The sequence below is a fragment of the Labrenzia sp. THAF187b genome, assembly GCF_009363375.1.
Classification (GTDB): domain Bacteria; phylum Pseudomonadota; class Alphaproteobacteria; order Rhizobiales; family Stappiaceae; genus Roseibium; species Roseibium algicola.
Map to the genome: position 1 here is coordinate 2582224 of NZ_CP045344.1, position 26009 is coordinate 2608232.

A 26009-nucleotide genomic window follows, 5' to 3' on the forward strand; every position below is an offset into this window, starting at 1 on the left:
GAGCCGGAAAACGGCCGCACCGCTTTAGCTGAATGTGAAACTTAGGGGAACTTGAGATGACCAACAGACGTGAGTTTCTGAAAAAAGCCGGTATCGGCACTGCCGCCGCCGCCGGAGCGACCACCCTTGCGGCTCCGGCCGTGCATGGCCAGTCGCAGATCAAATGGCGCCTCCAGACCTATGCCGGTCCGGCGCTCGCCGAACACGTGATCAAGCCGCATATCGATGCCTTCAACAAGGCTGCCAACGGCGAGATGGTGATCGAGCTCTACACCGCCGACCAGTTGGTGCCGACGGGCGAACTGTTCCGCGCCATGCAGCAGGGCACGATCGATGCCGTTCAGTCGGACGACGACAGCATGGCGTCCCCGACCGAAGTCACCGTCTTCGGCGGCTACTTCCCGTTCGCTTCCCGCTATTCCCTCGACGTGCCGGTGCTGTTCAACCAGTACGGCCTGAAGGAAATCTGGGAAGAGGAATACGCCAAGGTTGGCGTGAAGCACATTTCCGCAGGTTCCTGGGATCCGTGCCACTTTGCCACCAAGGACCCGATCCGTTCTTTGAAGGATCTTGAAGGCAAGCGCGTCTTCACCTTCCCGACAGCCGGCCGTTTCATGAGCCAGTTCGGCGTCGTGCCGGTCACCCTGCCGTGGGAAGACATCGAAGTCGCCGTTCAGACCGGCGAACTCGACGGCATTGCCTGGTCGGGCATCACCGAGGATTACACCGTCGGCTGGGCGGATGTGACCAACTACTTCCTGACCAACAACATCTCGGGTGCGTGGGCTGGTTCGTTCTTCGCCAACCAGGAGCGCTGGAACGAGCTTCCCGATCACCTGAAGACCATGCTGCAGCTTGCCATGGATGCGTCGCACTACTATCGCCAGTGGTGGTACTGGGGCGGCGAAGCCAACCTGCGCGTCAACGGCACCAAGATGGAGCTGACCTCCATTCCGGACGCCGAGTGGGCAACGGTAGAAGAAGCTGCGATGGCCTTCTGGGACGAGATCGCTGCTGAATCCCCGACCAAGGCAAAGGTCGTGGAGATCTTCAAGAAGTACAATCAGGACATGAAGAAGGCCGGCCGGCCTTACCGCTATTCCTGATAGAAACCCGGACCGTGCCGGCCATCGGAAGGCACGGTCAGATCTGCCGGTCCGGAGCGATACCTCCGGACCGGGAATTTCCGGAATTCAATTCTCGACCGCTCAACCTGGAACAACCGTAAAATGCCTGGCAACCTGACCTTTGATGCACTGAAGTCTCTCGTCTCATCCGGCGAGATCGACACGGTGCTGACCTGTATCGTCGACATGCAGGGACGGCTGATGGGCAAGCGTTTCCACGCCCAGCATTTCGTCGACAGTGCCTATCACGAGACCCATTGCTGCAACTATCTGCTGGCAACCGACCTGGAGATGTACACGGTCGAAGGCTATGCGGCGACGAGCTGGTCCGGCGGGTACGGCGACTATGTCATGAAACCGGATCTTTCCTCCCTGCGGCGGGTGCCGTGGCTGGAAGGCACGGCCATGGTGATGTGCGATATCCTCGATCACCACACCCACAAGGAAGTGCCGCATTCCCCGCGCGCCATGCTGAAATCGCAAGTCGCGCGTCTGGAGGAACTTGGGCTGACGCCGATCATGGCGACCGAACTGGAGTTTTTCCTGTTCGAGAAAAGCTTTGAGGACATGCGCAAGGGCGGCTACCGCGATCTGGAGCCGATTTCCGGTTACAACGAAGATTACCACATCCTGCAGACCACCAAGGAAGAGGATGTGATGCGCCCGGTGCGCAATCACCTCTATGCCGCCGGCATCCCGGTCGAGAACACCAAGGGTGAAGCCGAAGCCGGGCAGGAAGAGCTCAACATCAAGTATGCGCCGGCACTCGACACGGCCGAATATCACACCATCGCCAAGCATGCGGTGAAGGAAATTGCCTGGGCAAAAGGGCGTTCCGCGTCGTTCCTTGCCAAGTGGCATCATTCCCGCGTCGGGTCGTCGTCCCATGTGCACCAGTCGTTGTTCGACAAGGACGGCAATAACGTCTTCGTGGATGCCAAGGGCGAATACGGCATGTCCGAGACCATGCGCCACTACATGGCCGGGCTCATCAAGTATGCGCCGGACTATACCTATTTCCTGGCGCCCTACATCAACAGCTACAAGCGCTTCCAGAAGGGCACCTTCGCGCCGACCAAGACCGTGTGGTCGGTCGACAACCGCACCGCCGGCTTCCGGCTCTGCGGCGAAGGCACCAAGGGCCTTCGCGTCGAGTGCCGCATCGGCGGTTCCGACCTCAATCCCTATCTGGCACTGGCGGTTCAGATCGCTGCCGGCATCAAGGGCATGGAAGAGAAGCTGGAACTCGACGCACCGACCACCGGTGACGTCTACGATGCCAAGAAGGCGAGGGAAATTCCGCACACCTTGCGTGAGGCTCGCGAGACCCTGCGCAAGTCGAAATTCCTGCGCGAAGCGTTCTCCGACCAGGTGATCGACCACTATTCCCGCGCCGCCGAATGGGAACTGGAGGAGTTCGACCGTGTGGTCACCGATTACGAGATTGCCCGCGGCTTCGAGCGGGCGTAAGAGGCGATGAAGCACTAGAAGGCAAGCTGCTTGGTTACCCCTCATCCTGAGGAGGACCGCCAGGTCCGTCTCGAAGGATGGGCGGCACACCGGACAAGCGGCCCATCCTTCGAGACAGCGCTCACGCGCTTCCTCAGGATGAGGGAGGCGGGTGCTGAAAAACAAGAAATCGGAGCCAACCACTTTCAACAAACCGTCCGTAGAGGCGGTTCTGAGAGGTTCAAAATGTCAGATGTCATCAAGCTGATTTCCCCCATCGACGGTTCGGTCTATGCCGAACGCACGGCGCTGGACGACGCCGCGGTCGACCGGGTTGTTTCCACCGCACGGACCGCACAGGCAAGCTGGGCTGCCGTGCCGGTTGCCGAACGCGTTGCCTATTGCCTCAAGGCGCTGGAAGCGCTGAAGGCGATGAACGAAGAAGTCGTGCCCGAACTGGCCTGGCAGATGGGCCGGCCGATCCGTTTCGGTGGCGAACTCGGTGGCACCATCGAGCGCACCGAATATTGCGCGAAGATCGCTGCTGAAGCGCTGGCCGATGTGGAGCGCACCGACAAGGCGGGCTTCAAGCGCTACCTGCGCCGCGTGCCGCTCGGCATCGTCATGGTGATCGCGCCGTGGAACTATCCGTTCATGACGGCGATCAATACCATCATGCCGGCGCTGATGGCGGGCAATGTGGTCGTGCTGAAGCATGCCGCGCAGACCCTTCTGGTCGGTGAGCGCCTCGCCAAGGCCTTCGAGATTGCCGGTCTGCCGAAGGGCGTTTTCCAGAACATCGTCCTGACCCACCAGGGCACGGAAAAACTGCTCGGTTCCGGTCTGATCGACCATGTCAACTTCACAGGCTCCGTCGGCGGCGGACGTGCCATCGAAAAGGCGCTGGCCGGTACCTTCGCGACGCTTGGCCTGGAACTGGGCGGCAAGGACCCGGCATATGTGCGGGCTGACGCAGACCTGAACTATGCGGTTGAGAACCTGGTCGACGGTGCATTCTACAACGCCGGCCAATGCTGCTGCGGCATCGAGCGCGTCTATGTGCATGAAAGCCTCTACGACCGCTTCGTCGAAGGTTTTGTCGATCTGACCAGCCAGTACAAGCTGGGAAATCCGCTGGACGAGGCAACCACCCTCGGCCCGATGGCCCAGGCGCGTTTTGCCGCCTGGATCCGCGAGCAGACGGAAGAAGCCCTGCGCAAGGGCGCGAAGGCGCACATCGATACCTCCAAGTTCGAAGCCGACAAGGAAGGCACGCCCTACCTGGCGCCGCAGGTGCTGACCGACGTCAATCACCAGATGTCCGTGATGCGCGAAGAAAGCTTCGGCCCGGTCGTCGGCATCATGAAGGTGAAGGACGACGAGGAAGCGCTGCAGTTCATGAACGACAGCCCCTATGGCCTCACCGCATCGATCTGGACCGAAGACGTTCAGGCCGCTGCCGAGATCGGCGACAAGATCGAGACCGGCACCGTGTTCATGAACCGCTGCGACTATCTCGACCCGGCCCTGGTCTGGACCGGCGTCAAGGACACCGGCAAGGGCGCGGCTCTTTCCGAAATCGGCTTCCACAACCTGACCCGGCCGAAGTCGTTCCACTTCCGTCTGGAGCATTGAGGCAGGTCTGACAAACGACCGAGCAAGCCCAGTTTCCTAGTCCCAAATCGGGCAGGGTGATTGAGCTTGCTCCGCTCTCCCCCCTTGAGGGGGAGATGTCTCCGCAAGGAGACAGAGGGGGGGGTGCCACCCCCTCGGCAAACTAGGCACCGGAATATACGCAGAGCCCAGTCCCACCCTCTGTCAGCTTCGCTGACATCTCCCCCGCAAGGGGGAGTGGGGTGCAAGAGGCAATGCCGAGACTTGTAACTGCCTCCCTTGTCGGTGTGGCAGCGACCAGAACCCCGAGTTTCAAGACAACGAGACACCCATGAGCTCACTTCCTTCCGTCAACTGGTCCTATCCGACCTCCGTTCGCTTCGGTGCCGGGCGCATCAAGGAACTTCCCGATGCGGTCAAGGCCACCGGCATGGCCAATCCGCTGCTGGTCACCGATCCGGGCCTTGCCGGCCTGCCGATGGTCGCAGAGGCGATTGCAAGCCTGGAAGCTGCCGGCCTAAAGGCTGCGGTCTTTTCCGACGTCAAGCCGAATCCGGTCGACAGCAACATTGCTGCCGGTGTCGCCGCCTACAAGGCCGGTGGCCATGATGGTGTCATCGCTTTTGGTGGTGGTTCAGGCCTCGATGCAGGCAAGCTGATCGCCTTCATGTCCGGCCAGACCCGGCCGATCTGGGACTTTGAAGATATCGGCGACTGGTGGACCCGTGCAGATCCGGCCGGCATTGCGCCGATCGTCGCGGTGCCGACCACTGCCGGAACCGGCTCGGAAGTTGGTCGCGCGGGTGTTGTCACCAACGAAGCGACGCACACAAAGAAGGTTATCTTCCACCCGAAAATGCTGCCGGCCATCGTGATCTGCGATCCGGAACTGACCGTCGGCATGCCGCGCTTCATCACCGTCGGCACCGGTATGGACGCTCTGGCACATTGCCTGGAAGCCTATTCCGCACCGATGTATCACCCGATGTCCGAAGGCATCGCGCTTGAAGGCATGCGGCTGGTGTTTGAAAACCTGCCGAAAGTTGCCGCGGATGCGTCCGATCTTGAAGCACGTGGTCACCTGATGAGCGCCGCCGCCATGGGTGCCGTTGCCTTCCAGAAGGGCCTCGGAGCGATCCACTCGCTGTCTCATCCGGTCGGCGCGCTTTATGACACTCACCACGGCATGACCAACGCGGTCTTCATGCCTTACGTGCTGCAGTTCAACAAACCCGCCATCGAACAGAAATTCGAGCGGCTTGCCGGTTTCCTTGGCATCGCCGGCGGTTATCAGGGTGTGCTCGATGCGATCCTGAAACTGCGTGAAGACCTCGGCGTACCGCACACGCTGGCCGGTCTCAATGTCGATGACAGCAAGCGCGACCTGATTGCCGAAATGGCGATTGTCGACCCGACCGCAGGCGGCAACCCGGTTCCGCTGACCAAGGAAGGCGCATTGGAAATCTTCGACAAGGCTCAGCAGGGTACCGTCTGAAGCAAGGCCCCTTGACCTCGAAGGCGCACCGGTATCCGGAGCGCCTTTTTTGTTTTTCAGCCCCTCTTTCGCAATCTCGGCCAAGCGTAGCCAAGCCGGGGCCGGGGTGCCGCGGGGCTTGTAGATGGACCAGAACTGTTCGCGGGCAGCTTTGAGGCTCTCCGATCCCGGATCTTCGCTTCGCTGCGTCGCGGATGACGCACTCTGAGCCTTTGCACTTCAGGCCGCTTTGATCGGGCCAGGATGAGATTGGTGGTGTGTGCGCTGCTGTCGCTCAGCGCGCCTTTCGGTCTTTCTGACCGAGATCGCGGCCCTCCGCCTTCCGCCACTGATCCGGCGTCATGCCGGTCACCCGCAGGAATTCGCGGTTGAAATTCGACTTGGTCGAAAAACCTGCGCGATACATGGCCTCGGTCACCGTGATGCCGTCCTGGCGCAGCAGCGTGCAGACATCCTTGATCCTGAAATCGTTCACATAGCGCGAGACATTCATGCCACGCACCCGGTTGATGGCCTGCGACACCTGCCGGGCCGGAAGGCCCGCGCGGCGGGCAAGCCGTGTGAGGTTGAGCGTGTCGTCACGATAAAGGTGCTGCGTCGTCATCAGGGCATCGATCCGAGCAAGGATCTCGGCGTCTTCGGAGGTCGCGCTCTGGGGGGCAGGCTCCGGCTCGCTGTTCGTCTCCGTCTGGGCCCGGCCCGCAGTGAGCGCGGCGAGACCGATCAACAAAAGGCTGATGATATTGGCGTTGCTCACCAGAAGCGCCGCATGGCTGCCTCCCGAGCGCTCGAAATCGAACAGGATCACCATGTCGAACCCAGCTGACAGGGACAGGCAGAAAGCTGCCAGCCAGAGAGCACGGTGAGCTGAGGTGGCGCTGTCCAGACGGGCAAGGCCAAGCCCGTCGGGCCCGCGCCAAGCGATCCCGGCAAGGGCCAGTGCGTAGGCCAGAAACAGAATGATCAGTGCACCGTCCACCAGGATTGGTGCAAAGAGTACCAGGGCAAGAATGACCAGCGCAGCAAGAGGTGCCGCAGCGAGGCGGAACATTCCTGGCCGGGACTGGTCGACAAGACCGCGAAAGCTCTCATAGGCAAGGGGTGGCAGCAGCGCGGCCAGGACCGGCAGCACAAAGCGCAGCGCCTCGATCTCATACCCCCAGCGCAGGCCCAGAATGACGGATTGCAGGCAGCACAGGGCAATCAATGTCAGAAAGGCACGTGTCGCGGTTGTTCCGTTGCTTTGCTTCAGGAAGACGAAGACCAGCGCCAGAAGCAATGCGTTGACGAAGGGCAGGGGAACGAACAGCACGGGCAATGAACCTTGGACGGGTGGTGACGGTGACCTTTATCGCGATCCGGAGTGACTGAATCGCGAAAGAGGACGCTTTCCAGGACGGCCTTACCAAGTATTCGGCCGTTGCTCCACTGACTGAAAGATTGCTCATGAAAATTCAAGCTCTTCTCGTGCCGCTGGCTCTGTCACTCGTCGCCGCTGTTCCCGCCAGGGCCCAGGAGCCGGTGGGTGTTCGCGAGATTTCGGTAAGTTCGAAAGCCAGAGGAGAGGATCTCACTGTTCTGGTCTGGTACCCGGCCAAGCCGGGCGGGGAGACGGTGTTGATCGGAGATGACAGGATCTTCGAAGGCACGCCAGCATTGGCCGATGCCGCAAGGGCGGAAGGGACGTATCCGCTGATCGTGCTCTCGCACGGGTCGGGAGCATCAGTCGAAAAGATGGCCTGGATTGCGAGCGAACTTGCCGGCGAAGGTTTCATCGTCGCCGGTGCAAATCACCCCGGCACCACCAGCGGCGATTCCACGCCGGAAGATACGCCGAAGCTCTGGCAACGAACGGACGATCTCGCCACGGTGATCGATGAGTTGCTTGCCGACCCGGATTGGTCGGCGTCAATCGACCGGGGAAATATCGGGGCGCTTGGGTTTTCCCTTGGCGGCGCTGCCGTTCTGGAAAGCGTGGGTGCAATGGCAAGCCTGGAGGCTTACGTCGACTATTGCGACACCAATCCGCAGATGCCGGACTGCCAATGGTTCATGGGCGGGAGGGCGTTTGTCGACAGGGAGGAAATCAAGGTCGAGCCGTTTGATCTGCGGACGGTCGACAAGGCTCTTTTCGAACAAAAGAGCCATGATGCCCGGCTCAAGTCTGTTATCGCTGTCGATCCGGCGCTGGCGGCTGCCTTTCAGGAGCAAAGCTTCGCGGGTGTCGGCATTCCGCTGCATTTCCTCAATCTTGGCGTGGCAGGGCAGATCGATGTCGGTGTGCGCTCTGCGCATCTGGTCGCTGCTGCGCCAGACGCCGATCTGCTTCACATCGAGGATGCCGTTCATTTCAGCTTCCTGCCCGTGTGCAAGGAAGACGCGATCGTCTTCATGAAATCCATCGGCGAAACGGACAGCCTGTGCACCGATGGTGGCGGCAGGTCTCGAGCCGAGCTGCACGATCAGATGGCCGAGATGATTGTCGACGCTTTCCGGGCAGACTTGAAGGCGGCAAACTGACGGCCTGGCCGGGGACGCGATCGAGGTTTCTTCACATGTGGACTGCAGCCTCCCGCGCTTTCGGGCGTGGGAGACTGCCGGTCGTCTCAAGGTGTCAGGAGGAAGCGCCCTGGCTGCGTTCGATCAGCTTCAGCACTGCCACAAGCACGATGCCGTAGAGAACATGGCCAACGAGGGCGACCCAGACGATGCCACTGAAGTTCAGGAAGAAGGGCAGGCCGGCGACCGATGTGATGCCGCCGATGGCGAAGACCCAGAGACCGAAACCGTAAATTGCCGAGGGCAGGAGCCAGTGGGTGTTGCCGACCACGCGCTGCCACAACGGCGCGAAGATGAACATCCAGCCGACAGGGTAGCCGATCAGTCCGACGGCGTAGAAATGGACGAAATATCCGCCGAAGTCGCCGTTCGGAAGACCCAGGCTGCCAAGCAGGCTTTTGGCGAGGCCGTGCGGTGAAAGGGTCGCGAAACCCAAAGCCGGACTGATGATCTGGCCCCAGAGGTCGAACGCGTTGGTCGCAAAGAAGCCCGAGATGAACATCAGGCCGAGCGTATGAAAACTCAGGGCGGGCAGGGTACCGGCAGTCTGGACCTGGCTGGAAGTTGTATTCATGACGGGATCACTTTCCTGAGATTGTCTCTTCTGCTGGCAGATACTTGGCTCTGAATGCGATCACATGGAAATAAAATGGCGAGGGCCTTGCGTGACGAATTCGTGATGAAAAATTGACGCCTCGCAGCGGCTGTTTCCAATCTTTGGATAACGCGTCGGCACTGTTGCTACACCTCCTCTTGCATGATCGGATGCGCCCTCTTTGCAACGCCGACAATGTGAGAATGCCGAAATGGATAAGTTGCCCGTCCGCCTCTATGCCGCTTTTGCTGCCGATGAGCGAGGCGGCAACATCGGCGGCGTTGTTTTTGAGGATACGCCGCTGTGGCCGGACGCGCGTCAGCGGATCGCTGCGGATATCGGTGCCCCGACGACGGGTTTTGTCCGCCAGAAGTCCGACAAGAGGATCGAGGTCCGCTTTCACTCGACCCGGGCGGAAATGGATATGTGCGGCCATGTTACCGTTGCGATTTTTGCAGCGTTGCTGGCCGACGGGCGGATTGGGCCTGGAAGTTATGTTCAGGAAACACCCGCGGGGGAAATCGGTGTTGATGTCGCCTCGGACGGTGCCATCACCATGCACCAGCCTTTGCCGAAGTTCGGATTGAACGAGGCAACCGCGGACGAGATAGCTCCACTGCTCGGCATGGAGCCGGCTGGTGTTCTCAGCGTTGCGGCGTCCTCGACAGCCCTTCGGCATGTTTTCATCGAAGTGGCAGATACCGATGCTCTGGCAGCCCTTCGTCCGGATGATGACGGGCTGCGACGTTTCAGCCTGGCACGGTCGATCGACACGTTGGGCATCTGGTGCCGGACAGGGCGTGGTCTGGGCAAGGCTAAGGTACGCCTGCGGGATCTCTGCCACGGTGTCGGCGATCCGGAAGAGGCGGCGAGCGGTACCACCAACGGTGCGCTGGCCTGCCAATTGTTCCGGGCGCAAAAACTTCTTCCGGGCAATGGCGGGCAGGCGGTCCTGGTCGCAGAACAGGGCTTCGAGATGGGCCGTCCAAGCATCGTCAGAACCGTGCTGAACACGGCTGGCGGCGAAGTCACGGGTGTTTCTGTCGGTGGGTATGCGGCCTTGCGGCTGACGGGCGAGTTTCACCTGTGAAACCCGCCGCGCCGGTGTGACGTCAGACCCGTTCGAACAGCGCTGGTCCCGTTTCGCTGAAGAGTTCGATCTCGAGCGACTTGGCCGGACCGGACGATACATCGCCAAAGACGAGCGTCGAACGGGATCCGTCGGGCGCGTTCTCGGTGACGAAATCGAACACCATTACCGGCCCGTTCCAGGGCTTCAGCGGGAAGGGGATCTGTTTCGGTCCTGCCATCAGCACCAGCTTGTCGCCGTCTGCCTTGATCTCGACCTTGCCGAAATACGGGTTGGAATAGGTGCCGGTGAGAAGGTCTTGCGGAGGCGTCGGGCCGGCATCTGCCGGGCGATCCTGACCGACAGTGCTGCCACGTTTGGTGTAGAAGCCTTCGAACCTGCTCGAATAACCTCCGTACCAGTCACGGGTGATGTGGCCGAGCTGCGCCAGGTCGGTGAAGGAGGCCGTGATGGCTTCGGCTGCTCCGACAGGGGCTGCATTGGTGAGGACGACTATGCCCAGGTCGAGCGAGGGGATCATCGCAAAGCAGGTGCCTGCGCCCAGCAGGAACGCTCCGGAATGGCCGATCCGGACACGGCCGGACGGATCAGTGCCGACATTGAAACCGTAACCGTAAAAGCCGGACCTGGCATCGGGGCTGTGGGGGCGATCCGAAAAGCTTTGCGGGCTGATGGCCGGCAGAAGCGCCTCGGGTGCGATAAGGGGAGTTCCCGCGTGGGCGCCGTCTGCAAGCAGCATCTTCAGCCAGATGGCCAGATCGTTGACGGTCGAACTGACACCACCAGCCGGCGACTGGGCGTCGGGTTTGCGCTGGTACAGCGGAGCAAAGCCGTCGCCGTCTCGGCTGTGTGGGATAGCGCGGTTGCTTGCTGCCATGTAGTCGGCAAAGCGTGAGCTGGTCGACGTCATGCCGAGCGGTCTGTAAAGCGCTTCTTCCGAAAGGCTGCTCCAGTCGGTGCCGGCAGCCTGGGCAACGGCCTCCGCGGCGGCGGTCAAGCCGAAGTTGGTATAGGCATAGGAAATCCGGAAAGGTGCCAGCGGCAGAAGCTTCAACCTCTGCAGGATTTCCTTGCGGTCGTAACCCAGGTCTTCCAGATCGTCGCCTGCGTGGTCCGGCAGACCGGAGCGATGGCTGTAGAGGTCACCTATAGTCAGCTTTTCGGTGCGGTCGGGATCGGACAATTCGAACCAGGGCAACAGTTCGCGCATCCGGCTGTCCCAACCGACGACGCCCTTGCTGACCTGGCTCGCAACGACGGTCGCTCCCACCGGTTTGGAGAGGGACGCAAGCTGAAACACTGTGTCCGGTGTGATGGTTTCCGGTCCACCAAGTCGGCGCACGCCGAAGCCCTTGGAATAGACGGTTTCGCCGCGATGAACAGCGGCAACGGCCAGTCCCGGGATTTTGCTGCGCGTCATCACATCGGCCACGATTGCGTCAAGCTCGGCGACTGCCTTTGCAATCTGCTCGGGCGAGGCTTCAACACCTGGTGTCTGGGCAGGGGAAAGCTCCTGCGCAAACCCACGCAGCGGCAGTGCCGTCAGGGCTGCGGTGGCAGTGCCGAGAAACAGACGGCGGGAGAGTGTGTGCCGGGGCATATGCAAATTCCTTGGGGAGATACTGAAATCAAAACAAGCATATGCATGATGCGCGAAACGCACCTGAGAGATCAACTTAACGACGTGTAATGCGGGTTTGTTGAAACTTCTTGGTTAAGCAACCGTGTCTTGATCAGAGAAGCAAGTGGCCGGCACCAGAACGGCATCCGGCCGGCAGGCCGGGTGCTATTCGATGTCGCCGTGGACGGCGACCATATCCAGTTTCGCTTCCGGGGCGGCAATGGTTCTGAAGGCTTCCCGCACACCGTCTTCGGTCAGGTCACGCTGAACGGCGATCAGCGTGTTTTCCGGATGCTCCTCGCAAAGCTCCGCCATATAGGCCAGCTCCTGACGGGCAACACCAAGCGCCGCCTCCACGGAAGGTGCGCCGTAAATGTCGACAAAATGTTGAGCAAGCCGCTCGGCGAGGGTGGCAAGCTCGGTCTCTTCAATCGGGGTGACGGCAACGAAGGTTGCTCTGCCGAAGGTTTCCAGCCCCAGCCAGCCGTTGGCAAAGGCCTGACGTGCCTTGCCGGTCAGGTCGGCTTCGGTCCAGTCGGAAAACTCGAAGCCGCCGGACAGGCACCATTCGCCGGTACGAGCCGGGGAAAAGAAGACGTTGCGGTCGCTGTCATCCAGGTGAATGGCACGAGCGAGTTTCATCCGGTTATCCCTCAAGACGGCTGGAAAGCGGGATCAAGGTCGTGTCCTCACCCGTTCTCAGCAACATACCAAAATTTTCATCGACACCGACGAAAGTGCCGGAGGTTCCGTCAACCTCCACCGTTTCACCCAGCGTCGGAACAAGGCCGCGCCAGTCGGAATGGACGGGGCGCGGGCCGTCGTCCAGCCAGCGATTGAGCCAGTAAAGGCTATGGCGCACCCAGCACTCCAGAAGCTGATCGGGGGTAATCTCGCCGCAGCCTTCTTCGGACAACCAGGTTCGGTCAGGATCCTTGCCGGGGTTCGATTTCCGGCTTGCCATGCTGAGTTCCAGGCCGAGGATCAGCCAGTCCGGGGTTGCCTCGGGATCCTGCGTCGACGCCTTGACGCGCATGCGCCCGCATACCGCGCCGTTGACGCGAATCCGGCCATCCCATTCCAGGTGGACTGCCACCTCCGGCGGGGCGAGCGTGCCGAGGGCCGCCTGAAAACCGAGACCGCACACGGGCAGGATGGCCATGGCCTCCTCCAGCGGGACTTCCGGTGCAAAGATCAGAGCCGCCCGCAGGCGTTCCCCGCCAAGGTTATAGATGACTGTTCCGGGATCCGTGCCGGTGATGGCAAGCGCCAATGCACGTTCGAAGGGATCTGCCTGTCCGGTCAGTGCCTCGCCCTGAAACAGCGGCGGAAACTGCACTTCGCTCATGCGTTGCCCTCCGCGATCAAGGTTCGGGCGAGCTGACGGAACACGGAAGCTTCCGGCGCTTCAGGTGTCTTGATCGAAATCGGCGTGCCGCCATCGCCGGCAAGGCGGATGTTGAGATGCAGCGGCACCTCGGCCAACAGGGGGACCCCGAGCTTTTCCGCTTCCGCAGCAACGCCGCCATGGCCGAAGACATGTTCCTCATGACCGCAGTTGGAGCAGATGTGGGTCGACATGTTCTCGATCATGCCGATAAGCGGAACTTGCATCTGCTCAAACATGCTGATGCCCTTGCGGGCATCGATCAGGGCAACGTCCTGCGGTGTCGAAACGATGATGGCGCCGTCGACGGCGAACTTCTGGCAAAGTGTCATCTGGACATCGCCGGTGCCGGGCGGCAAATCGACGATCAGCGCATCGAGCGCCCCCCATTGCACCTGGGTCATCATCTGCTGCAGAGCACCCATCAGCATCGGCCCGCGCCAGGCAACTGCCTCGTCGCCCGATGTCATGAGGCCGATGGACATCATGGTGACGCCGTGGTTGCGCAGCGGCAGGATCATCTGGCCATCCGGCGAGGTCGGACGCCCGGAGATGCCAAGCATCTTGGGCTGCGACGGACCGTAGACATCGGCATCCAGCAGACCCACCTTGCGACCTTCGGCGGCCAGCGCACAGGCAAGATTGGCAGCCACGGTCGACTTGCCGACGCCGCCCTTGCCCGAGGCAACCGCGATCACCCGGTCGATGCCAGGCACCTTCTGCGGCCCGGTTGCGCCCGGTGCCGCCGGTTTCGCCCGGATCGGCTGCGGTTCGGACGGTTTGGGCGCTGCGGGTTTGGTGGCCTGCGCGGCCGGCTGGTCCGCATGGGACGTCAGGATCACCTGAACGCTTTCGCAGCCTTCCAGCGCTTCGAGCTTCGTTTCCGCTTCGCGTTTCAGAACTTCCATCTCGGCCATGCGCCGCGGGTCGATCTCCAGAACGAAGCGGACCGTACCGCCATTGACCTGCAGTGCCCGCATCATGCCCGAGGCGGCAATGTCCTCGCCGGAGGCCGGATCCTTGATCGTCTTCAGAACCGACAGGGCGGTTTCGCGCGTCAGTGACACGTTAGTCCTGCCCCTCGATTTCGCCGGTGACCACGTGCTCGAGACCGAGTTCCTCGATCGTCACGACAGCTTTCACCTTGAAGGATTTTCCCGCATTCGGGCCTGCTTCGCGCACCGCATTTTCGATGGCCTGCTGCGAGGTCACACCGACCTGCTTCAGGAACTTGCGCATGGACATGTTGAAATCTTCGCTCATCTTATTCTCCTGTTGAATGCGGCGCACATTGACGGCTCGCCCGATTGAAACCTACCCTAGCGGATCTGGCCAGCAACGTGAGGGAGGAGCGCGTGGGCTGCCGTGCCTTGATATTTGTTGCCGTTGTCCTGTCGGCCGGCATCCTGTTCCACAAACCGGGGATCGCGCAATCGCGGTCTTTCCGGATGGGCGTGCCGAACGCGATTGCGGAAACCGGCTTCCTCCAGTATCTGCTGCCGCGCTTTTCGCTCAAGACCGGGATCCGCATCGAAATCGTGGGTGACACGGAAACCTCCGAACTCAGTCTTTCGGAAGGCGCTTCCGGGGTTGCCGTGTTCTCGGGTCTTGGCAAGACCTGGTTCCTCATGACCCATGAGGAAACCAACGAACACGCGATCCGCTTCCGGGACTGGCTGACCGGGGACATCGGCAGGCGCACGGTTGATGCTTTCGAGGAAAACGGCAAGCAGGTGTTCACCGCAGCGCTCGAACAGGTGGAGGACGATGGTCCGGTCGTCCTGTCCGGCGATGCGGTCCGAGGCGAGGAACTGGCCGTTCTCCATTGCGGACGGTGCCACATGGTCAACGAGGCGACGCGCCTTACGACAATCGGTTCATCGCCTTCCTTCGCGGTGATGCGCAGTTTCTCCGACTGGCAAATGCGGTTCGAGGCGTTTTTTGCCCTCAATCCGCATCCCGCTTTCACGGTGATCGACGGCGTCACCGAACCCTTCGACATAAGCAGGCCATCGCCGATCGTACCGGTGCAGATGACGCTTGAAGAACTCAAAGCGATCCTTGCGTTCGTATCCCGCATTCCGCCGGCGGACCTCGGAGCTCCCATACAGTACCAGTGACCTTGTCTCATCCGGCTCAATGATCGCGCCGCTTGCTGATGTAGTCGTCCGTCGTGCGAACACGTGGGCGCTCGGCGGAGGCGAACGGGTTGTTTTGCGAATGGTAGACGGCGTTCACGCGGCAGTCGTCGCACATCTGTATGAGCTGTATGGCCTTGTTGTCCTGGAACATGGCGTGTTTGCCGGCGAGCTTTTCCGTCAGTCTCATCACTGTTGACCGAACACCGAATGGCTTGCCGCATTCAACGCAGTTGAACGGCTCTTCTTCCTTCAGCACCCTGGCGCGCAATGCGTCGTCCGAAAGATCCAGCCTCGGATCCAGTGTCAGGGCCTTTTCCGGGCAGATTGTCGTGCAGATGCCGCACTGAAGGCAGGCATCCTCCTGAAAGCGCAGCTGGGGCGCATCGGGGTTTTCCTTCAGGGCGCCGGACGGGCAGAGCGACACGCAGGACAGGCACAGCGTGCAGGCGTCCTGGTCAAGGACAACCGAGCCATAGGGTGCTCCTTCCGGAAGCGGGATGACCTTACCCGGCTCGTTGAGCGTTTTGGCGGCAAGGCGCGTGATTTGCCGGCGGGAGCCAAGGGGCAGGATCGGCTGCTTTGCGGTCACCGGAGACTGTTCGCGGTAGAGGATTTCTTCCAGCTCGTCCGGATCGGACGGGGTGATGAGGCAGACGCGGTCTTCGCCGGCGATCGCATTGGAGAGGTCGGCCTGGAAGGGCATGCCCTCCTTTTCCGTGGCAGGTGATAGCAACACGGTCACATCGGCGAAACCGCAGGCAAGTGCTGCCAGGCTTTCCGTATGTCCAAAGCTGGCGATGGCTTCCATCTCCAGCGGAATGACGTCTGCCGGCAACCCCTTGCCGTAGCGCGCGCCCAGGCGGATCAGCTCTGCGCCGTGGCTGCTGTCGTGAACGAGCAGGCGCGGTGCTTCGGAGCTGAGCTTTCGCCAGGTTGCCGCCAGCGTTTGCAGGCGCTGGAAGGTGTGGCTGACCGGAGGAGCATCGTAGCTGATGGCACCGGACGGACAGACCGCCGAACAGCTTCCACAGCCGGCGCAGACCATCGTATCGACCGCAACACTGTCGCCGCCAGGGCTGATGGCGCCGGTTGGGCAAAGATCCAGGCAGCGTGTGCAGCCTGTTTTGCGGGCCCTGGAGTGAGCGCAGAGCTGCTCGTCCAGACGAACGTAGAGCGGCTTTTCGAAGGTGCCGACAAGTTGTGAGGCATCCAGGAGCGCCTTGGTGAACGCGCCGGTATTGCCCGGGTCTGCCCGCAGGTAGCCTTCCCGCTTTTCCGGTGCGGGAAAGAGCGGCTGCCCCCGGCGGAGGTCCAGCACGATGTCGCATTCCGTGCGCCCGCCGCTCTTGGGATCTGTCCAGTTGAACGCGCCCCGCCCACCGGGAATGCGTTCCTGCAGGGCATCGAAACCGACCTTGAAGTGGCCAAGCGCACCGGTTGCTGTTGTTACCCGGCCGCGCACGATGTCGAAGCGCCGGTCGTCGGCAAGAGGCAATTCGTCGGCAGGGTCGAGAATGACTGTAACGCTCAGGAGCTCGCAAAGATGGTCTGCCGCGGTAAGCGCAGCTTCGCTGTCGCCAAGGATGAGGCAGGTGCCCTCCGAGGTTACGTCCACGACCTTTGCGCCTGGTGTCGGCAAGATCGATTCGGCAACCAGTGCTGCCATCTTGGGAGACGTGCTGCGGGTGTCGGCCGTCCAGCCGGCACGATCGCGCAGATCGAGAAAAAGAGGTTCGTCCGCTTCAAGGTCTGCGGCCAGATCCTCGAACGCCTGGCGTTCCTGCTGGCATGCGATGATGACATTGCCTGCCTGAAGCGCCTCGGCAGCCTGCGCTGCTTCGCCGCGGCAAAGTTGCGTGTGGATTTTCGAACAGGGCAGTCCTGTCGCCTGTTCTAAAAGCCCGGCGTCAATAGCCTGAGTATTCAGGCAATCGCAAAGCAGAAGCCTTGGTTGCGTCATTGTGTGCGCGTCCTCTCCCCCGGATCGTCCGAAACCGATTCTCTTGTGATTTGTCAGACAATACCGAACCCCATAACAAGGGCGCGGAAAGGCGCGCGTCAAGTTCGACTTCTGCGGGGCTTGAAATTTATGTCGCTTGCTACAGCATTTTACGTAACATCAAAACAGAGTCGGATTGAACCGGCGGACGGGGAGGTAGGTGGTTCGTGACTAGGGAAAGAACGCGCGTCATGCCGGTGGGGGTTGTGGTGCGCAGGCTGCCCGGCGTAACGCGCTGGCAGAAGTGGACCTGGCTGCCGGTGTCCCTGCTGCCGGGGGCCGCGCCTGCGGACTGGAAAATGCTGCGGGCTGAAGGCGATGCGATCGAATACCATGCGACGACCTTGAGCCTGGAGCTGCATCACACCCAGACCGAAGCCTATCTGATTGCCCTGTCCGACAAGGTTCCCTCTGTCTACGTGGTGATGCGGGCCGCCCCGGAGTTGGCTCCAGCAATCCCCATTGAGGTGCTGCACATGACAGCGTCTGCCCATGAAGGTCTGGATTACGCGGATTCCGCCGAGGTCTTTGTCGAAAAGGTGCCAATGCCGACAGGGCTGATTGCCTGGGTCCGGGAATTCGTTGACATGCACCATGAAGAGGAAATCTTCTACAAGCGTCAGCGTGACAAGCACCGGATCGACCTGGAGGAAGAAGGCATAGGTGATCCGCGCATCCGGCAGCTTGCCGACGTTTACCGGGCGCCCGGCACCCGAAAGAAGGACACACTGCAGTGAACTCCGGCGACGACAAGCCAATGGATTTCTGGTCAAGGCGCAAGGCTGCGGTTCGTGAGGCCGAAGCCGCGGAAATCGAGCGCCGGGACGCTGAGCTTGAAACCGCGAAACGGGTCGAGCTGGAAGAAAAGACCGACGCGGAAATCCTGGAAGAACTTGGATTGCCTGATCCCGACAGCCTGCAGAAGGACGACGATTTCACGCAGTTCCTGGCCAAGACCGTGCCGGAGCGTCTGCGCCGGAGAGCATTGCGCCGTTTGTGGCTGTCCAATCCCGTTCTCGCCAATCTCGATGGCCTGAACGATTATGACGATGATTTTACCGATGCATCGACCGCCGGTCAGGTGGTGAAGACCGCCTATGAAGTTGGTCGTGGATTCTTGAAAAAAATCTCTGAAACGGGGCCGGACGAAAACTCGGACGCTACGCTGGCCGGAGAAGGTGAAGTACTTTCCGGGCAAAGTGATTCTGCTGCGCCGCAATCGGAACAACTTGCTGCAGCGCAGCATACTTATGTCGAAAATGGAAAAACATCTATTCGATTGACGCAAAGAGACGAGAAGGTGCAAATTAGTGAAATTGGAACTATTGTGTCTGATGAAACAGCACTGGTCGAAGCCGAAGAAGAGCGCCTGCCGAAACGGCGCCGAATGCGTTTCGACTTTGATTAATACTAAAGTCTAAGAAGTTTTTGCGCCAGAAAAGCACTGCGTGTGTGGGAGGAAAAGGCTCGAATGGCCGTTGTGGCGAGGGAATTCATTATCGAACCGGAAGATCAGGCCCGGTCCGAATTATACGACTTTCTGGCACTGGTGCTTGCGCGCCCGGCCGGAGCCGAACTGCTCGAGCAGATTGCAGGCCTGCAGGGTGGTGATACGCCCCTCGGCAATGCTCTCAATGTGCTTGCCAGAATTGCGGCGGTAACGACGCCGGAGACGGCCGAGCGTGAATTCAATGCCCTTTTCGTCGGTCTCGGGCGCGGTGAGCTGCTGCCATACGCCAGCTATTATCTGACAGGTTTCCTCAACGAAAAGCCTCTCGCGAAGCTGCGCCAGGACATGGCGGAGCGCGGGATCGAGCGCGCTGAAGACAAGCACGAGCCGGAAGACAACATCGCATCGCTGATGGAGATGATGGCGGGGATGATCCTCGGCCGTTTCGGCAAGGTGACGTCTCTCAGCGAACAGAAGAGTTTCTTCAACGCCCACGTGGAACCTTGGGCGATACATTTCTTCACTGATCTGGAAGCGGCCGGAACATCGGTGTTCTACGGTGCTGTCGGATCGTTGGGGCGCCAGTTCATGGAAATCGAGGCACAGGGCTTCGACATGATCTCGAACTGACGGTTGCATCTGAAATGGGGTGGCTTGGCCATCCATCTGCGAGAGGAGGAATGCGACAATGAAACGACCCGAAACGGCAAGCCCCGAAGAGGGTACAGGCCGCCGGGACTTCCTGAAGCTGGCGGCGATTTCTGCCCCGGTTGCCGTGACCACGGTAACCGCCGGAACCACCGCTGAGGCGGCTGAACCGGACCTGGCTTCCGACAAGATGCAGGACACGGTTCATACCCGTGCCTACTACGACAGCGCCCGGTTCTAACTGGACCCTGTGAGACTTCCCCGGCCATGGTTGCGTGACGCCCGGACGCCGGTTCACAAATAACCCAGCCGTATCAGGTTCTGATACAAGCAAGGTAGGGCAATATGCTTAGGAAAAAGACCAATGGGGTTGCGCGACGCCCCCAAGGTGCAAGTATCCTGAAAGACGCTGCACACAAGTCGGTAGACCGCCGTACGTTCCTTAAGGGATCCGGTCTTGCCGCAGGCGGCCTGGCCGCCATTACCGTGACCGGAGGAACGGTCACCAAAGCCAAGGCACAATCCACCGGCGATGCCGTGAAGACCGTCAAGTCGATCTGCACGCACTGTTCCGTTGGCTGTACCGTTATCGCCGAAGTTTCCAGCGGAGTCTGGATCGGGCAGGAACCCGGTTGGGACAGCCCGTTCAACCTGGGTGCCCACTGCGCCAAGGGAGCTTCCGTCCGCGAACACGCTCATGGCGAGCGCCGCCTGAAATATCCGATGAAAAAGGAAGGCGGAGAGTGGAAGCGGATCAGCTGGGACGAGGCGATCAACGAGATCGGCGACAAGATGCTGCAGATTCGCGAAGAAAGCGGTCCGGACAGCGTCTACTGGCTCGGCTCGGCCAAGCACAGTAACGAGCAGGCTTATCTCTTCCGCAAATTTGCAGGCTACTGGGGAACGAACAACGTCGACCACCAGGCCCGCATCTGCCACTCCACGACGGTTGCCGGCGTAGCGAACACATGGGGCTACGGCGCCATGACCAACAGCTACAATGACATCCACAATTCCAAGGCGATCTTCATCATCGGCGGCAATCCGGCGGAGGCTCACCCCGTCTCCCTGCTGCACGTGCTGCGCGCCAAGGAACAGAACAACGCGCCGCTGATCGTCTGCGATCCGCGGTTCACCCGCACCGCGGCCCATGCCGACGAATATGTGCGCTTCCGTCCGGGTTCGGACGTTGCCCTCATCTGGGGCATTCTGTGGCACATCTTCGAAAACGGCTGGGAAGACAAGGAGTTCATCCGCACCCGCGTGTGGGGCATGGACCAGATCCGCGAAGAAGTTGCCAAATGGACGCCCGATGAAGTCGAGCGTGTCACCGGTACGCCGGAAAGCCAGCTGAAGCGCGTGGCGCGAACGCTTGCCAACAACCGTCCGGGTACCGTGATCTGGTGCATGGGCGGCACCCAGCACACCAACGGCAACAACAACACTCGTGCCTACTGCATCCTGCAGCTGGCGCTCGGCAACATGGGCACCGCCGGTGGCGGCACCAACATCTTCCGTGGCCACGACAACGTGCAGGGAGCGACCGACCTCGGCGTTCTCGCCGACACGCTGCCGGGCTATTACGGCCTGACCGCCGGCTCCTGGGCTCACTGGGCTCGTGTGTGGGAAGAAGATCTGGATTGGCTGAAAGGCCGCTTCGGCACCATCAAGGGTGCGGACGGCAAGGACAAGGCCATGATGAACCTGACCGGTATCCCGGTCAGCCGCTGGATCGATGGTGTCCTTGAAGCCAAGGAGAACCTGGAACAGCCGGACAACACCCGTGCGATGGTGCTGTGGGGCCATGCCCCGAACTCCCAGACCCGTCTGCCGGAAATGAAACAGGCCATGGAAAAGCTCGACCTTCTGGTCGTGGTTGATCCCTATCCGACCGTTTCGGCAATCCTGCACGACCGTACCGACGGCTGTTACCTGCTGCCGGCCTCGACCCAGTTCGAGACCCGTGGTTCGGTGACCGCTTCCAACCGGTCGCTGCAGTGGCGCGAACAGGTGATCGCACCGCTGTTCGAATCCAAGCCCGACCACACGATCATGGCCATGTTCGCCAAGAAGTTCGGTTTCGACGACCGTCTCTTCCGCAACATCGGTATGGACGGGGACGAGCCGAACATCGAAGACCTGACACGCGAGTTCAACCGCGGCATGTGGACGGTGGGTTACACCGGCCAGTCGCCTGAGCGTATCAAGTCGCACATGGAGAACCAGCACACCTTCGACCGCACCACGCTGCGTGCAGTCGGCGGTCCGAACGACGGCGAGTTCTACGGCATGCCGTGGCCGTGCTGGGGCACCGCAGAGATGAAACACCCGGGAACGGCTAATCTCTACGACATGTCCATGCCGGTCGCTGAAGGCGGTCTGTGCTTCCGTGCCCGTTACGGCGTGGAGCGTGATGGCCAGAACCTTCTGGCGGAAGGCGTCTCCAACCCCGGTGCGGATATTCAGGACGGCTATCCCGAGTTCACCATGCAGATGCTGATCGACCTCGGCTGGGATGGTGACCTGACGGCCGAAGAGCGTCAGTCGATCGAGACTGTTGCCGGCGCTGCGGACAAGATCGGCACCGTGAACTGGAAAACCGACCTTTCGGGCGGTATCCAGCGCGTGGCGATCGCCCATGGCTGTGCCCCGTTCGGCAATGCCAAGGCGCGTGCCGTTGTGTGGACCTTCCCGGATCCGGTGCCGCTGCACCGCGAGCCGCTCTACACCAACCGGCGGGATCTGGTCGCGGACTATCCGACCTATGCCGACAAGTCGTTCTGGCGCGTTCCGACACTCTATGCGTCGATCCAGAAGAACGACTTCTCCAAGGACTTCCCGATCATCCTCACATCCGGCCGTCTGGTCGAATACGAGGGCGGCGGGGACGAAACCCGGTCGAACCCCTGGCTGGCGGAACTCCAGCAGAACATGTTCGTCGAAATCAATCCGCGGGATGCCAACAATCTCGGGGTACGTGACGGCGCACAGGTCTGGGTCGAAGGCCCGGAGGGCGGCAAGGTCAAGGTCATGGCGATGGTTACCGAACGTGTCGGCGAAGGCGTTGCCTTCATGCCGTTCCACTTCGGCGGTCATTACCAGGGCGAGGATCTGAGGTCGAAGTATCCGAAGGGTGCAGACCCCTATGTGCTTGGGGAAAGCTGTAACACCGCTCAGACCTACGGGTATGACTCGGTGACCCAGATGCAAGAGACCAAGGCTACTCTCTGTAAGATCTCGGCAGCGTAAGGAGGACGACAAATGGCAAGATCAAAGTTCCTTTGCGACGCTGAACGCTGCATTGAGTGCAATGCCTGCGTCACGGCCTGCAAGAACGAGCACGAGGTGCCGTGGGGCATCAACCGCCGCCGTGTTGTGACCATCAATGATGGCAAACCGGGCGAACGGTCGATCTCCGTGGCCTGCATGCACTGCTCGGACGCACCCTGCATGGCGGTGTGCCCGGTGGACTGTTTCTACCAGACCGAAGAAGGCGTGGTGCTTCACTCGAAGGACCTGTGCATTGGCTGCGGCTACTGCTTCTACGCCTGTCCGTTCGGCGCACCGCAATTCCCGCAGGCGGGCAATTTCGGATCGCGCGGCAAGATGGACAAATGCACCTTCTGTGCAGGTGGTCCGGAAGAAAACAACTCCACTGCAGAGTTCGCGAAATACGGCCGCAACCGTATCGCCGAAGGCAAGTTGCCGCTCTGCGCGGAAATGTGCTCCACCAAGGCCCTGCTCGCGGGTGATGGCGACGTCGTGTCGGCCATCTACCGCGAACGTGTGGTTGCCCGCGGCTTCGGCTCGGGTGCCTGGGGCTGGGGTACCGCTTACGGCCAGAAAGGCGGCTGATCCCTTGCGGGGTGAGGGCAGACCGGCACGCCGGACTGCCCGTCACGCTTGGGTAGATGCCTGAAAGAAACGTAGGCGGGGCGGCTTTACAGCCGCCCCGCTCGTCTCCGGTTGTAATCGACAATGAGGTTTGCGGTCATGAAACGCGTGACTATGGCTTTGCTTGTTCTTCTGGCCTTTCTTGGTGCGGGTCTGGGGACAGGGTTTGCACAGGATACGTCCGCCGACCGGTCGGCGACCGGCGGTGCGCAGACGCTTGAAGACATCATGAAGCGCCAGCGGGGGGAGAAGGTCGACTACGACTTCCGCCGCAACAATACCGGTGACCCGGATGACGCGGCGTCGATTTCCTCACAGCTCGGGACACTTGGCGGTGTCTCCGATCCGGAGCTCTGGCGGGCACTGCGGTATGGCTCCGCAGATGTAACAGTCTCTTCGGGCGGTTTCGCAGCAACCGTTCTGATGCAGGATGGTGGCATGCGCTGGCTCGAATGGCGCAAGGGTCCGCTTGCCACTTATGGCGCCTGGCTGCTCGGCGGGACCATCGTGCTGCTGGCCCTTTTCTATCTCATTCGCGGCCGTATTCGCATCGATGGCGAGAAGACCGGCCGCACCATCACCCGCTTCAAGGCGATCGAGCGCTTCGGGCACTGGCTGCTTGCGGGATCCTTCGTCCTGCTTGGCATTACCGGCCTGCTGACGCTTTTCGGGCGCTTCGTGATCATCCCCATGATCGGCAAGGACGCTTTTGCGCCCGTCGCGCATTTCTCGAAGTGGATCCACAACAACGTCGCCTGGGCCTTCATGCTGGGCCTGATCATGGTGTTCGTGATGTGGGTGGCACACAACATCCCGAACAAGACGGATGTAAAATGGATTGCCGTCGGTGGCGGGCTCTTCAAGAAAGGCGTGCACCCGCCGGCCAAGAAATTCAACTTCGGCCAGAAGCTGGTGTTCTGGGGGGTGATCGTCCTGGGCGCGTCGATCTCCGTTTCCGGTCTGTCGCTGCTGTTCCCGTTCGAAATGCCGATGTTTGCGGTCACCTTCGAAAAGCTCAACGCACTCGGCCTGCCGCAGCTGGTGGGTCTCGGTACATTGCCTACCGCGCTTGCACCGCATGAGGAAATGCAGTTTGCGCAGCTGTGGCACGCCATTGTGGCTTTCGTGATGATGGCGCTGATCCTGGCGCATATCTACATCGGTTCCATCGGCATGGAAGGCGCCTATGACGCCATGGGTTCCGGCGAGGTTGAACTGCAGTGGGCGAAGGAGCACCACGGCCTCTGGGTGAAGGAAGTCGAAGAAGCTGAAAAGCGCGAAGCCGCCAAACATTCAGGCGGCGACAGCGCGGTTCCCGCCGAATAGGCCCGGCGTGACATGCCGTTTCAGCCGGATCCCGTATGGTTGCTTGCGCGGGTCTTCGGGCCCGCTGCCGGCTTCCTTCTGACGCTGGTCTCCGCAGCCGGTAGCGCCGATTTCCAGACCCTGAAAGGTCACGGCGGCCCGGTCATGGATATCGACGTTTCCCTTGAGACCGGGCAGGTGGCGACCGCCAGCTTCGACAATTCGGTCGGCATCTGGAAAGACCGGGTGCCGCAATGGCTTGAGGGTCATGCGGCGGCGGTGAAGGTGGTTCAGTTTCTGGACGGTAGTCATCTGGTGTCCGGCGGAGACGATAACGATCTTGTTCTCTGGAACACCCACGATAACTCGAACCGGGTTCTGGAAGGGCACACGGCCAAGATCATGGGGCTTGCGGTTTCTCCCGACAGGACGACGATTGCCAGCGCAAGCTGGGATGCACGTGTGGGACTGTGGCCGGTTGCCGGCGGCGAGCCGGCTTATCTTGCCGGACATGCAGCCGGGGTGAACGCGGTCGCGTTTTCAAGGGACGGGCGCCAGCTCTACTCCGCGTCGGTCGACGGGTCGATCAAGCTCTGGGATCTGGCAACGCAAAGTGAAAAGCGGGTCGTTGATCGCAACGGTTTCGGCATCAATGTCATTGCCATTGGCGGTGAGGGTGACCGGGAGAGCTGGATTGCCTACGGCTCCCAGGACGGAGTGACGCGGATCGTCGATATTGAAACCGGCGAACGGCTGCATGACTTCACTTTCGAGCGCCGGCCGATCCTGGCCATGGCGGTCAGTCCGGATGGCACACGTCTGGCGACCGGTGACGGTCATGGATACATCACAGTGTTCGACACGACGTCCTGGGCGCTCGAAACGGACTTCCGGGCAGCATTGAAAGGTCCGATCTGGGCGCTCGCCTTTTCGAAGGACGGCGATGTGTTGCATGCGGGCGGCATCGAGAACATCGTCTATTCATGGCCGCTTGCGGATCTTGCAACCTTCGATCCGATGGCAACCGAGACACCGCAATTCCTCAAGCAACCGGAAGAAATGTCCAACGGCGAACGGCAGTTCGCGCGCAAATGCTCGATCTGCCACGCCCTGACCGGCGATACCGCGCGCAAGGCCGGGCCGACGCTTCACAACATCTTCGGCCGGCGTGCGGGCACTATTCCGGACTATCCCTATTCGGCGACCCTGTCAGGATCTGATATTGTCTGGTCGGAAGCGACGATCGATCAACTGTTCCTGGACGGTCCGGATCACTATATTCCCGGGTCGAAGATGCCGATGCAGCGGATTGTGGAACAGCAAGACCGTGATGACCTGATCGACTATCTGAAATCGGCGACGGCGCCATCCGAAGGAGATACACAATGAAAACAATGCTCATCGCGTTTGCCGCCATTATCGTGATTGCCATCGGCGCCAACCAGGTTCTGGAACACCTGCGGTTCTCCAGCGCCGACTTCACCTCCAGCCCATCCGTGCGCTTGGGGGAATAACGATTACCCGGAATTTGACGGAAACAGACGGCGCCTGCCGCTAATTCCTTTCCACATGGGCTTTTGATAGCTCATGAGCGGTACCTTGTGCGGCGTACTTGCCTTTCGCCCCGGGGTGACC

24 protein-coding genes are annotated in these 26009 nt (G+C 60.9%); 16 read left to right on the forward strand and 8 right to left on the reverse strand.

The features are described from left to right. Positions 1-56 precede the first annotated feature (56 nt). The 4 genes from FIV03_RS11825 (at position 57) to FIV03_RS11840 (ending at position 5685) form a co-directional block, all read left to right on the forward strand. Positions 57-1106: a TRAP transporter substrate-binding protein gene (locus tag FIV03_RS11825; RefSeq protein WP_023003097.1), complete on the forward strand. Its 1050-nt coding sequence runs from the start codon at positions 57-59 to the stop codon at positions 1104-1106. A gap of 123 nt (positions 1107-1229) precedes the next feature. Further along, entirely contained in the window at positions 1230-2597 is a 1368-nt protein-coding gene (locus FIV03_RS11830; protein ID WP_062487283.1) for a glutamine synthetase family protein, read from the forward strand. A 225-nt stretch (positions 2598-2822) separates the two neighbouring features. Beyond that, a complete protein-coding gene (locus FIV03_RS11835) occupies positions 2823-4211 on the forward strand; it encodes an aldehyde dehydrogenase family protein (RefSeq protein WP_152509682.1) in 1389 nt (462 codons plus the stop codon). A gap of 310 nt (positions 4212-4521) precedes the next feature. Continuing rightward, positions 4522-5685, forward strand: a complete 1164-nt coding sequence (locus FIV03_RS11840; RefSeq protein ID WP_023003100.1) for an iron-containing alcohol dehydrogenase — start codon at positions 4522-4524, stop codon at positions 5683-5685. Positions 5686-5959: 274 nt separating this feature from the next. Here FIV03_RS11840 and FIV03_RS11845 read toward each other — a convergent pair whose 3' ends face one another. Beyond that, positions 5960-6997 carry an AraC family transcriptional regulator gene (locus FIV03_RS11845; RefSeq protein WP_209009951.1) on the reverse strand — a complete coding sequence of 346 codons (1038 nt, stop codon included), beginning with the start codon at positions 6995-6997 and terminating at the stop codon, positions 5960-5962. Between the two features lie 134 nt (positions 6998-7131). Here FIV03_RS11845 and FIV03_RS11850 point away from each other — a divergent pair, with 134 nt between their 5' ends. Further along, positions 7132-8205, forward strand: coding sequence for a dienelactone hydrolase (locus FIV03_RS11850; protein WP_152509684.1), 1074 nt, complete (start codon positions 7132-7134; stop codon positions 8203-8205). Positions 8206-8299: 94 nt separating this feature from the next. On the opposite strand, the gene FIV03_RS11855 is transcribed toward FIV03_RS11850, so the two are convergent. Beyond that, positions 8300-8818, reverse strand: a complete 519-nt coding sequence (locus FIV03_RS11855; protein ID WP_152509685.1) for a hypothetical protein — start codon at positions 8816-8818, stop codon at positions 8300-8302. Between the two features lie 232 nt (positions 8819-9050). On the opposite strand from FIV03_RS11855, the gene FIV03_RS11860 reads away from it, so the two are divergent. Continuing rightward, positions 9051-9929: a PhzF family phenazine biosynthesis protein gene (locus FIV03_RS11860; RefSeq protein WP_152509686.1), complete on the forward strand. Its 879-nt coding sequence runs from the start codon at positions 9051-9053 to the stop codon at positions 9927-9929. A 22-nt stretch (positions 9930-9951) separates the two neighbouring features. Here the strand turns inward: FIV03_RS11860 and FIV03_RS11865 are convergent, their stop codons facing one another. From FIV03_RS11865 to FIV03_RS11885, 5 genes are all read right to left on the reverse strand, one after another. Beyond that, positions 9952-11529, reverse strand: coding sequence for a serine hydrolase (locus FIV03_RS11865; RefSeq protein ID WP_152509687.1), 1578 nt, complete (start codon positions 11527-11529; stop codon positions 9952-9954). A gap of 186 nt (positions 11530-11715) precedes the next feature. Beyond that, a complete protein-coding gene (locus FIV03_RS11870) occupies positions 11716-12192 on the reverse strand; it encodes a DUF6505 family protein (protein ID WP_055656246.1) in 477 nt (158 codons plus the stop codon). Between the two features lie 4 nt (positions 12193-12196). Then, positions 12197-12898, reverse strand: a complete 702-nt coding sequence (locus FIV03_RS11875; RefSeq protein WP_152509688.1) for a biotin/lipoate--protein ligase family protein — start codon at positions 12896-12898, stop codon at positions 12197-12199. After that, positions 12895-14004, reverse strand: coding sequence for a P-loop NTPase (locus FIV03_RS11880; RefSeq protein ID WP_152509689.1), 1110 nt, complete (start codon positions 14002-14004; stop codon positions 12895-12897). Before FIV03_RS11880 ends, FIV03_RS11875 begins: the two co-directional genes overlap by 4 nt. A 1-nt stretch (position 14005) precedes the next feature. Next, positions 14006-14200 (reverse strand): DUF6494 family protein, encoded by a 195-nt coding sequence (locus FIV03_RS11885; protein WP_023003109.1) that lies wholly within the window; start codon positions 14198-14200, stop codon positions 14006-14008. 92 nt (positions 14201-14292) lie between these two features. On the opposite strand from FIV03_RS11885, the gene FIV03_RS11890 reads away from it, so the two are divergent. Next, positions 14293-15057 (forward strand): hypothetical protein, encoded by a 765-nt coding sequence (locus tag FIV03_RS11890; RefSeq protein ID WP_209009952.1) that lies wholly within the window; start codon positions 14293-14295, stop codon positions 15055-15057. A gap of 16 nt (positions 15058-15073) precedes the next feature. Here the strand turns inward: FIV03_RS11890 and FIV03_RS11895 are convergent, their stop codons facing one another. Beyond that, complete coding sequence (locus FIV03_RS11895) at positions 15074-17038, reverse strand: 4Fe-4S binding protein (RefSeq protein ID WP_152509690.1); 1965 nt, start codon at positions 17036-17038, stop codon at positions 15074-15076. Between the two features lie 206 nt (positions 17039-17244). Between FIV03_RS11895 and FIV03_RS11900 the strand changes: the two genes are divergently transcribed. From FIV03_RS11900 to FIV03_RS31855, 9 genes are all read left to right on the forward strand, one after another. Further along, positions 17245-17814 carry a DUF3305 domain-containing protein gene (locus FIV03_RS11900; protein WP_209009953.1) on the forward strand — a complete coding sequence of 190 codons (570 nt, stop codon included), beginning with the start codon at positions 17245-17247 and terminating at the stop codon, positions 17812-17814. Beyond that, positions 17811-18485 carry a DUF3306 domain-containing protein gene (locus FIV03_RS11905; RefSeq protein ID WP_209009954.1) on the forward strand — a complete coding sequence of 225 codons (675 nt, stop codon included), beginning with the start codon at positions 17811-17813 and terminating at the stop codon, positions 18483-18485. The genes FIV03_RS11900 and FIV03_RS11905 overlap by 4 nt, the downstream gene beginning before the upstream one ends. A 63-nt stretch (positions 18486-18548) precedes the next feature. Beyond that, positions 18549-19157 (forward strand): molecular chaperone TorD family protein, encoded by a 609-nt coding sequence (locus FIV03_RS11910; RefSeq protein WP_055656785.1) that lies wholly within the window; start codon positions 18549-18551, stop codon positions 19155-19157. Positions 19158-19215: 58 nt separating this feature from the next. Further along, the gene (locus tag FIV03_RS11915; protein WP_023003115.1) at positions 19216-19416 is read left to right on the forward strand and encodes a hypothetical protein; all 201 of its coding nucleotides are present in this window, start codon (positions 19216-19218) and stop codon (positions 19414-19416) included. 104 nt (positions 19417-19520) lie between these two features. After that, positions 19521-22424 carry a formate dehydrogenase subunit alpha gene (locus FIV03_RS11920; RefSeq protein WP_152509691.1) on the forward strand — a complete coding sequence of 968 codons (2904 nt, stop codon included), beginning with the start codon at positions 19521-19523 and terminating at the stop codon, positions 22422-22424. Between the two features lie 12 nt (positions 22425-22436). Next, positions 22437-23030: a formate dehydrogenase FDH3 subunit beta gene (gene fdh3B, locus FIV03_RS11925; protein ID WP_006937368.1), complete on the forward strand. Its 594-nt coding sequence runs from the start codon at positions 22437-22439 to the stop codon at positions 23028-23030. A gap of 138 nt (positions 23031-23168) precedes the next feature. Continuing rightward, positions 23169-24395 (forward strand): formate dehydrogenase subunit gamma, encoded by a 1227-nt coding sequence (locus tag FIV03_RS11930; RefSeq protein ID WP_055656237.1) that lies wholly within the window; start codon positions 23169-23171, stop codon positions 24393-24395. A 12-nt stretch (positions 24396-24407) separates the two neighbouring features. After that, positions 24408-25763, forward strand: a complete 1356-nt coding sequence (locus FIV03_RS11935; RefSeq protein ID WP_209009955.1) for a c-type cytochrome — start codon at positions 24408-24410, stop codon at positions 25761-25763. Further along, a complete protein-coding gene (locus FIV03_RS31855) occupies positions 25760-25888 on the forward strand; it encodes a hypothetical protein (RefSeq protein WP_023003119.1) in 129 nt (42 codons plus the stop codon). Before FIV03_RS11935 ends, FIV03_RS31855 begins: the two co-directional genes overlap by 4 nt. Positions 25889-26009: the final 121 nt, after the last annotated feature.

Bases quoted from the DNA above. Each gene is read 5' to 3' on its own strand.
- FIV03_RS11915 (WP_023003115.1), top strand. From the start codon at position 19,216: ATGAAACGACCCGAAACGGCAAGCCCCGAAGAGGGTACAGGCCGCCGG.
- FIV03_RS11935 (WP_209009955.1), top strand. From the start codon at position 24,408: ATGCCGTTTCAGCCGGATCCCGTATGGTTGCTTGCGCGGGTCTTCGGG.
- FIV03_RS11910 (WP_055656785.1), top strand. From the start codon at position 18,549: ATGGCCGTTGTGGCGAGGGAATTCATTATCGAACCGGAAGATCAGGCC.
- FIV03_RS11875 (WP_152509688.1), bottom strand. From the start codon at position 12,898: ATGAGCGAAGTGCAGTTTCCGCCGCTGTTTCAGGGCGAGGCACTGACC.
- FIV03_RS31855 (WP_023003119.1), top strand. From the start codon at position 25,760: ATGAAAACAATGCTCATCGCGTTTGCCGCCATTATCGTGATTGCCATC.
- FIV03_RS11825 (WP_023003097.1), top strand. From the start codon at position 57: ATGACCAACAGACGTGAGTTTCTGAAAAAAGCCGGTATCGGCACTGCC.
- FIV03_RS11850 (WP_152509684.1), top strand. From the start codon at position 7,132: ATGAAAATTCAAGCTCTTCTCGTGCCGCTGGCTCTGTCACTCGTCGCC.
- FIV03_RS11870 (WP_055656246.1), bottom strand. From the start codon at position 12,192: ATGAAACTCGCTCGTGCCATTCACCTGGATGACAGCGACCGCAACGTC.
- FIV03_RS11895 (WP_152509690.1), bottom strand. From the start codon at position 17,038: ATGACGCAACCAAGGCTTCTGCTTTGCGATTGCCTGAATACTCAGGCT.
- FIV03_RS11830 (WP_062487283.1), top strand. From the start codon at position 1,230: ATGCCTGGCAACCTGACCTTTGATGCACTGAAGTCTCTCGTCTCATCC.
- FIV03_RS11930 (WP_055656237.1), top strand. From the start codon at position 23,169: ATGAAACGCGTGACTATGGCTTTGCTTGTTCTTCTGGCCTTTCTTGGT.
- FIV03_RS11835 (WP_152509682.1), top strand. From the start codon at position 2,823: ATGTCAGATGTCATCAAGCTGATTTCCCCCATCGACGGTTCGGTCTAT.
- FIV03_RS11855 (WP_152509685.1), bottom strand. From the start codon at position 8,818: ATGAATACAACTTCCAGCCAGGTCCAGACTGCCGGTACCCTGCCCGCC.
- fdh3B (WP_006937368.1), top strand. From the start codon at position 22,437: ATGGCAAGATCAAAGTTCCTTTGCGACGCTGAACGCTGCATTGAGTGC.
- FIV03_RS11920 (WP_152509691.1), top strand. From the start codon at position 19,521: ATGCTTAGGAAAAAGACCAATGGGGTTGCGCGACGCCCCCAAGGTGCA.
- FIV03_RS11840 (WP_023003100.1), top strand. From the start codon at position 4,522: ATGAGCTCACTTCCTTCCGTCAACTGGTCCTATCCGACCTCCGTTCGC.
- FIV03_RS11885 (WP_023003109.1), bottom strand. From the start codon at position 14,200: ATGAGCGAAGATTTCAACATGTCCATGCGCAAGTTCCTGAAGCAGGTC.
- FIV03_RS11860 (WP_152509686.1), top strand. From the start codon at position 9,051: ATGGATAAGTTGCCCGTCCGCCTCTATGCCGCTTTTGCTGCCGATGAG.
- FIV03_RS11865 (WP_152509687.1), bottom strand. From the start codon at position 11,529: ATGCCCCGGCACACACTCTCCCGCCGTCTGTTTCTCGGCACTGCCACC.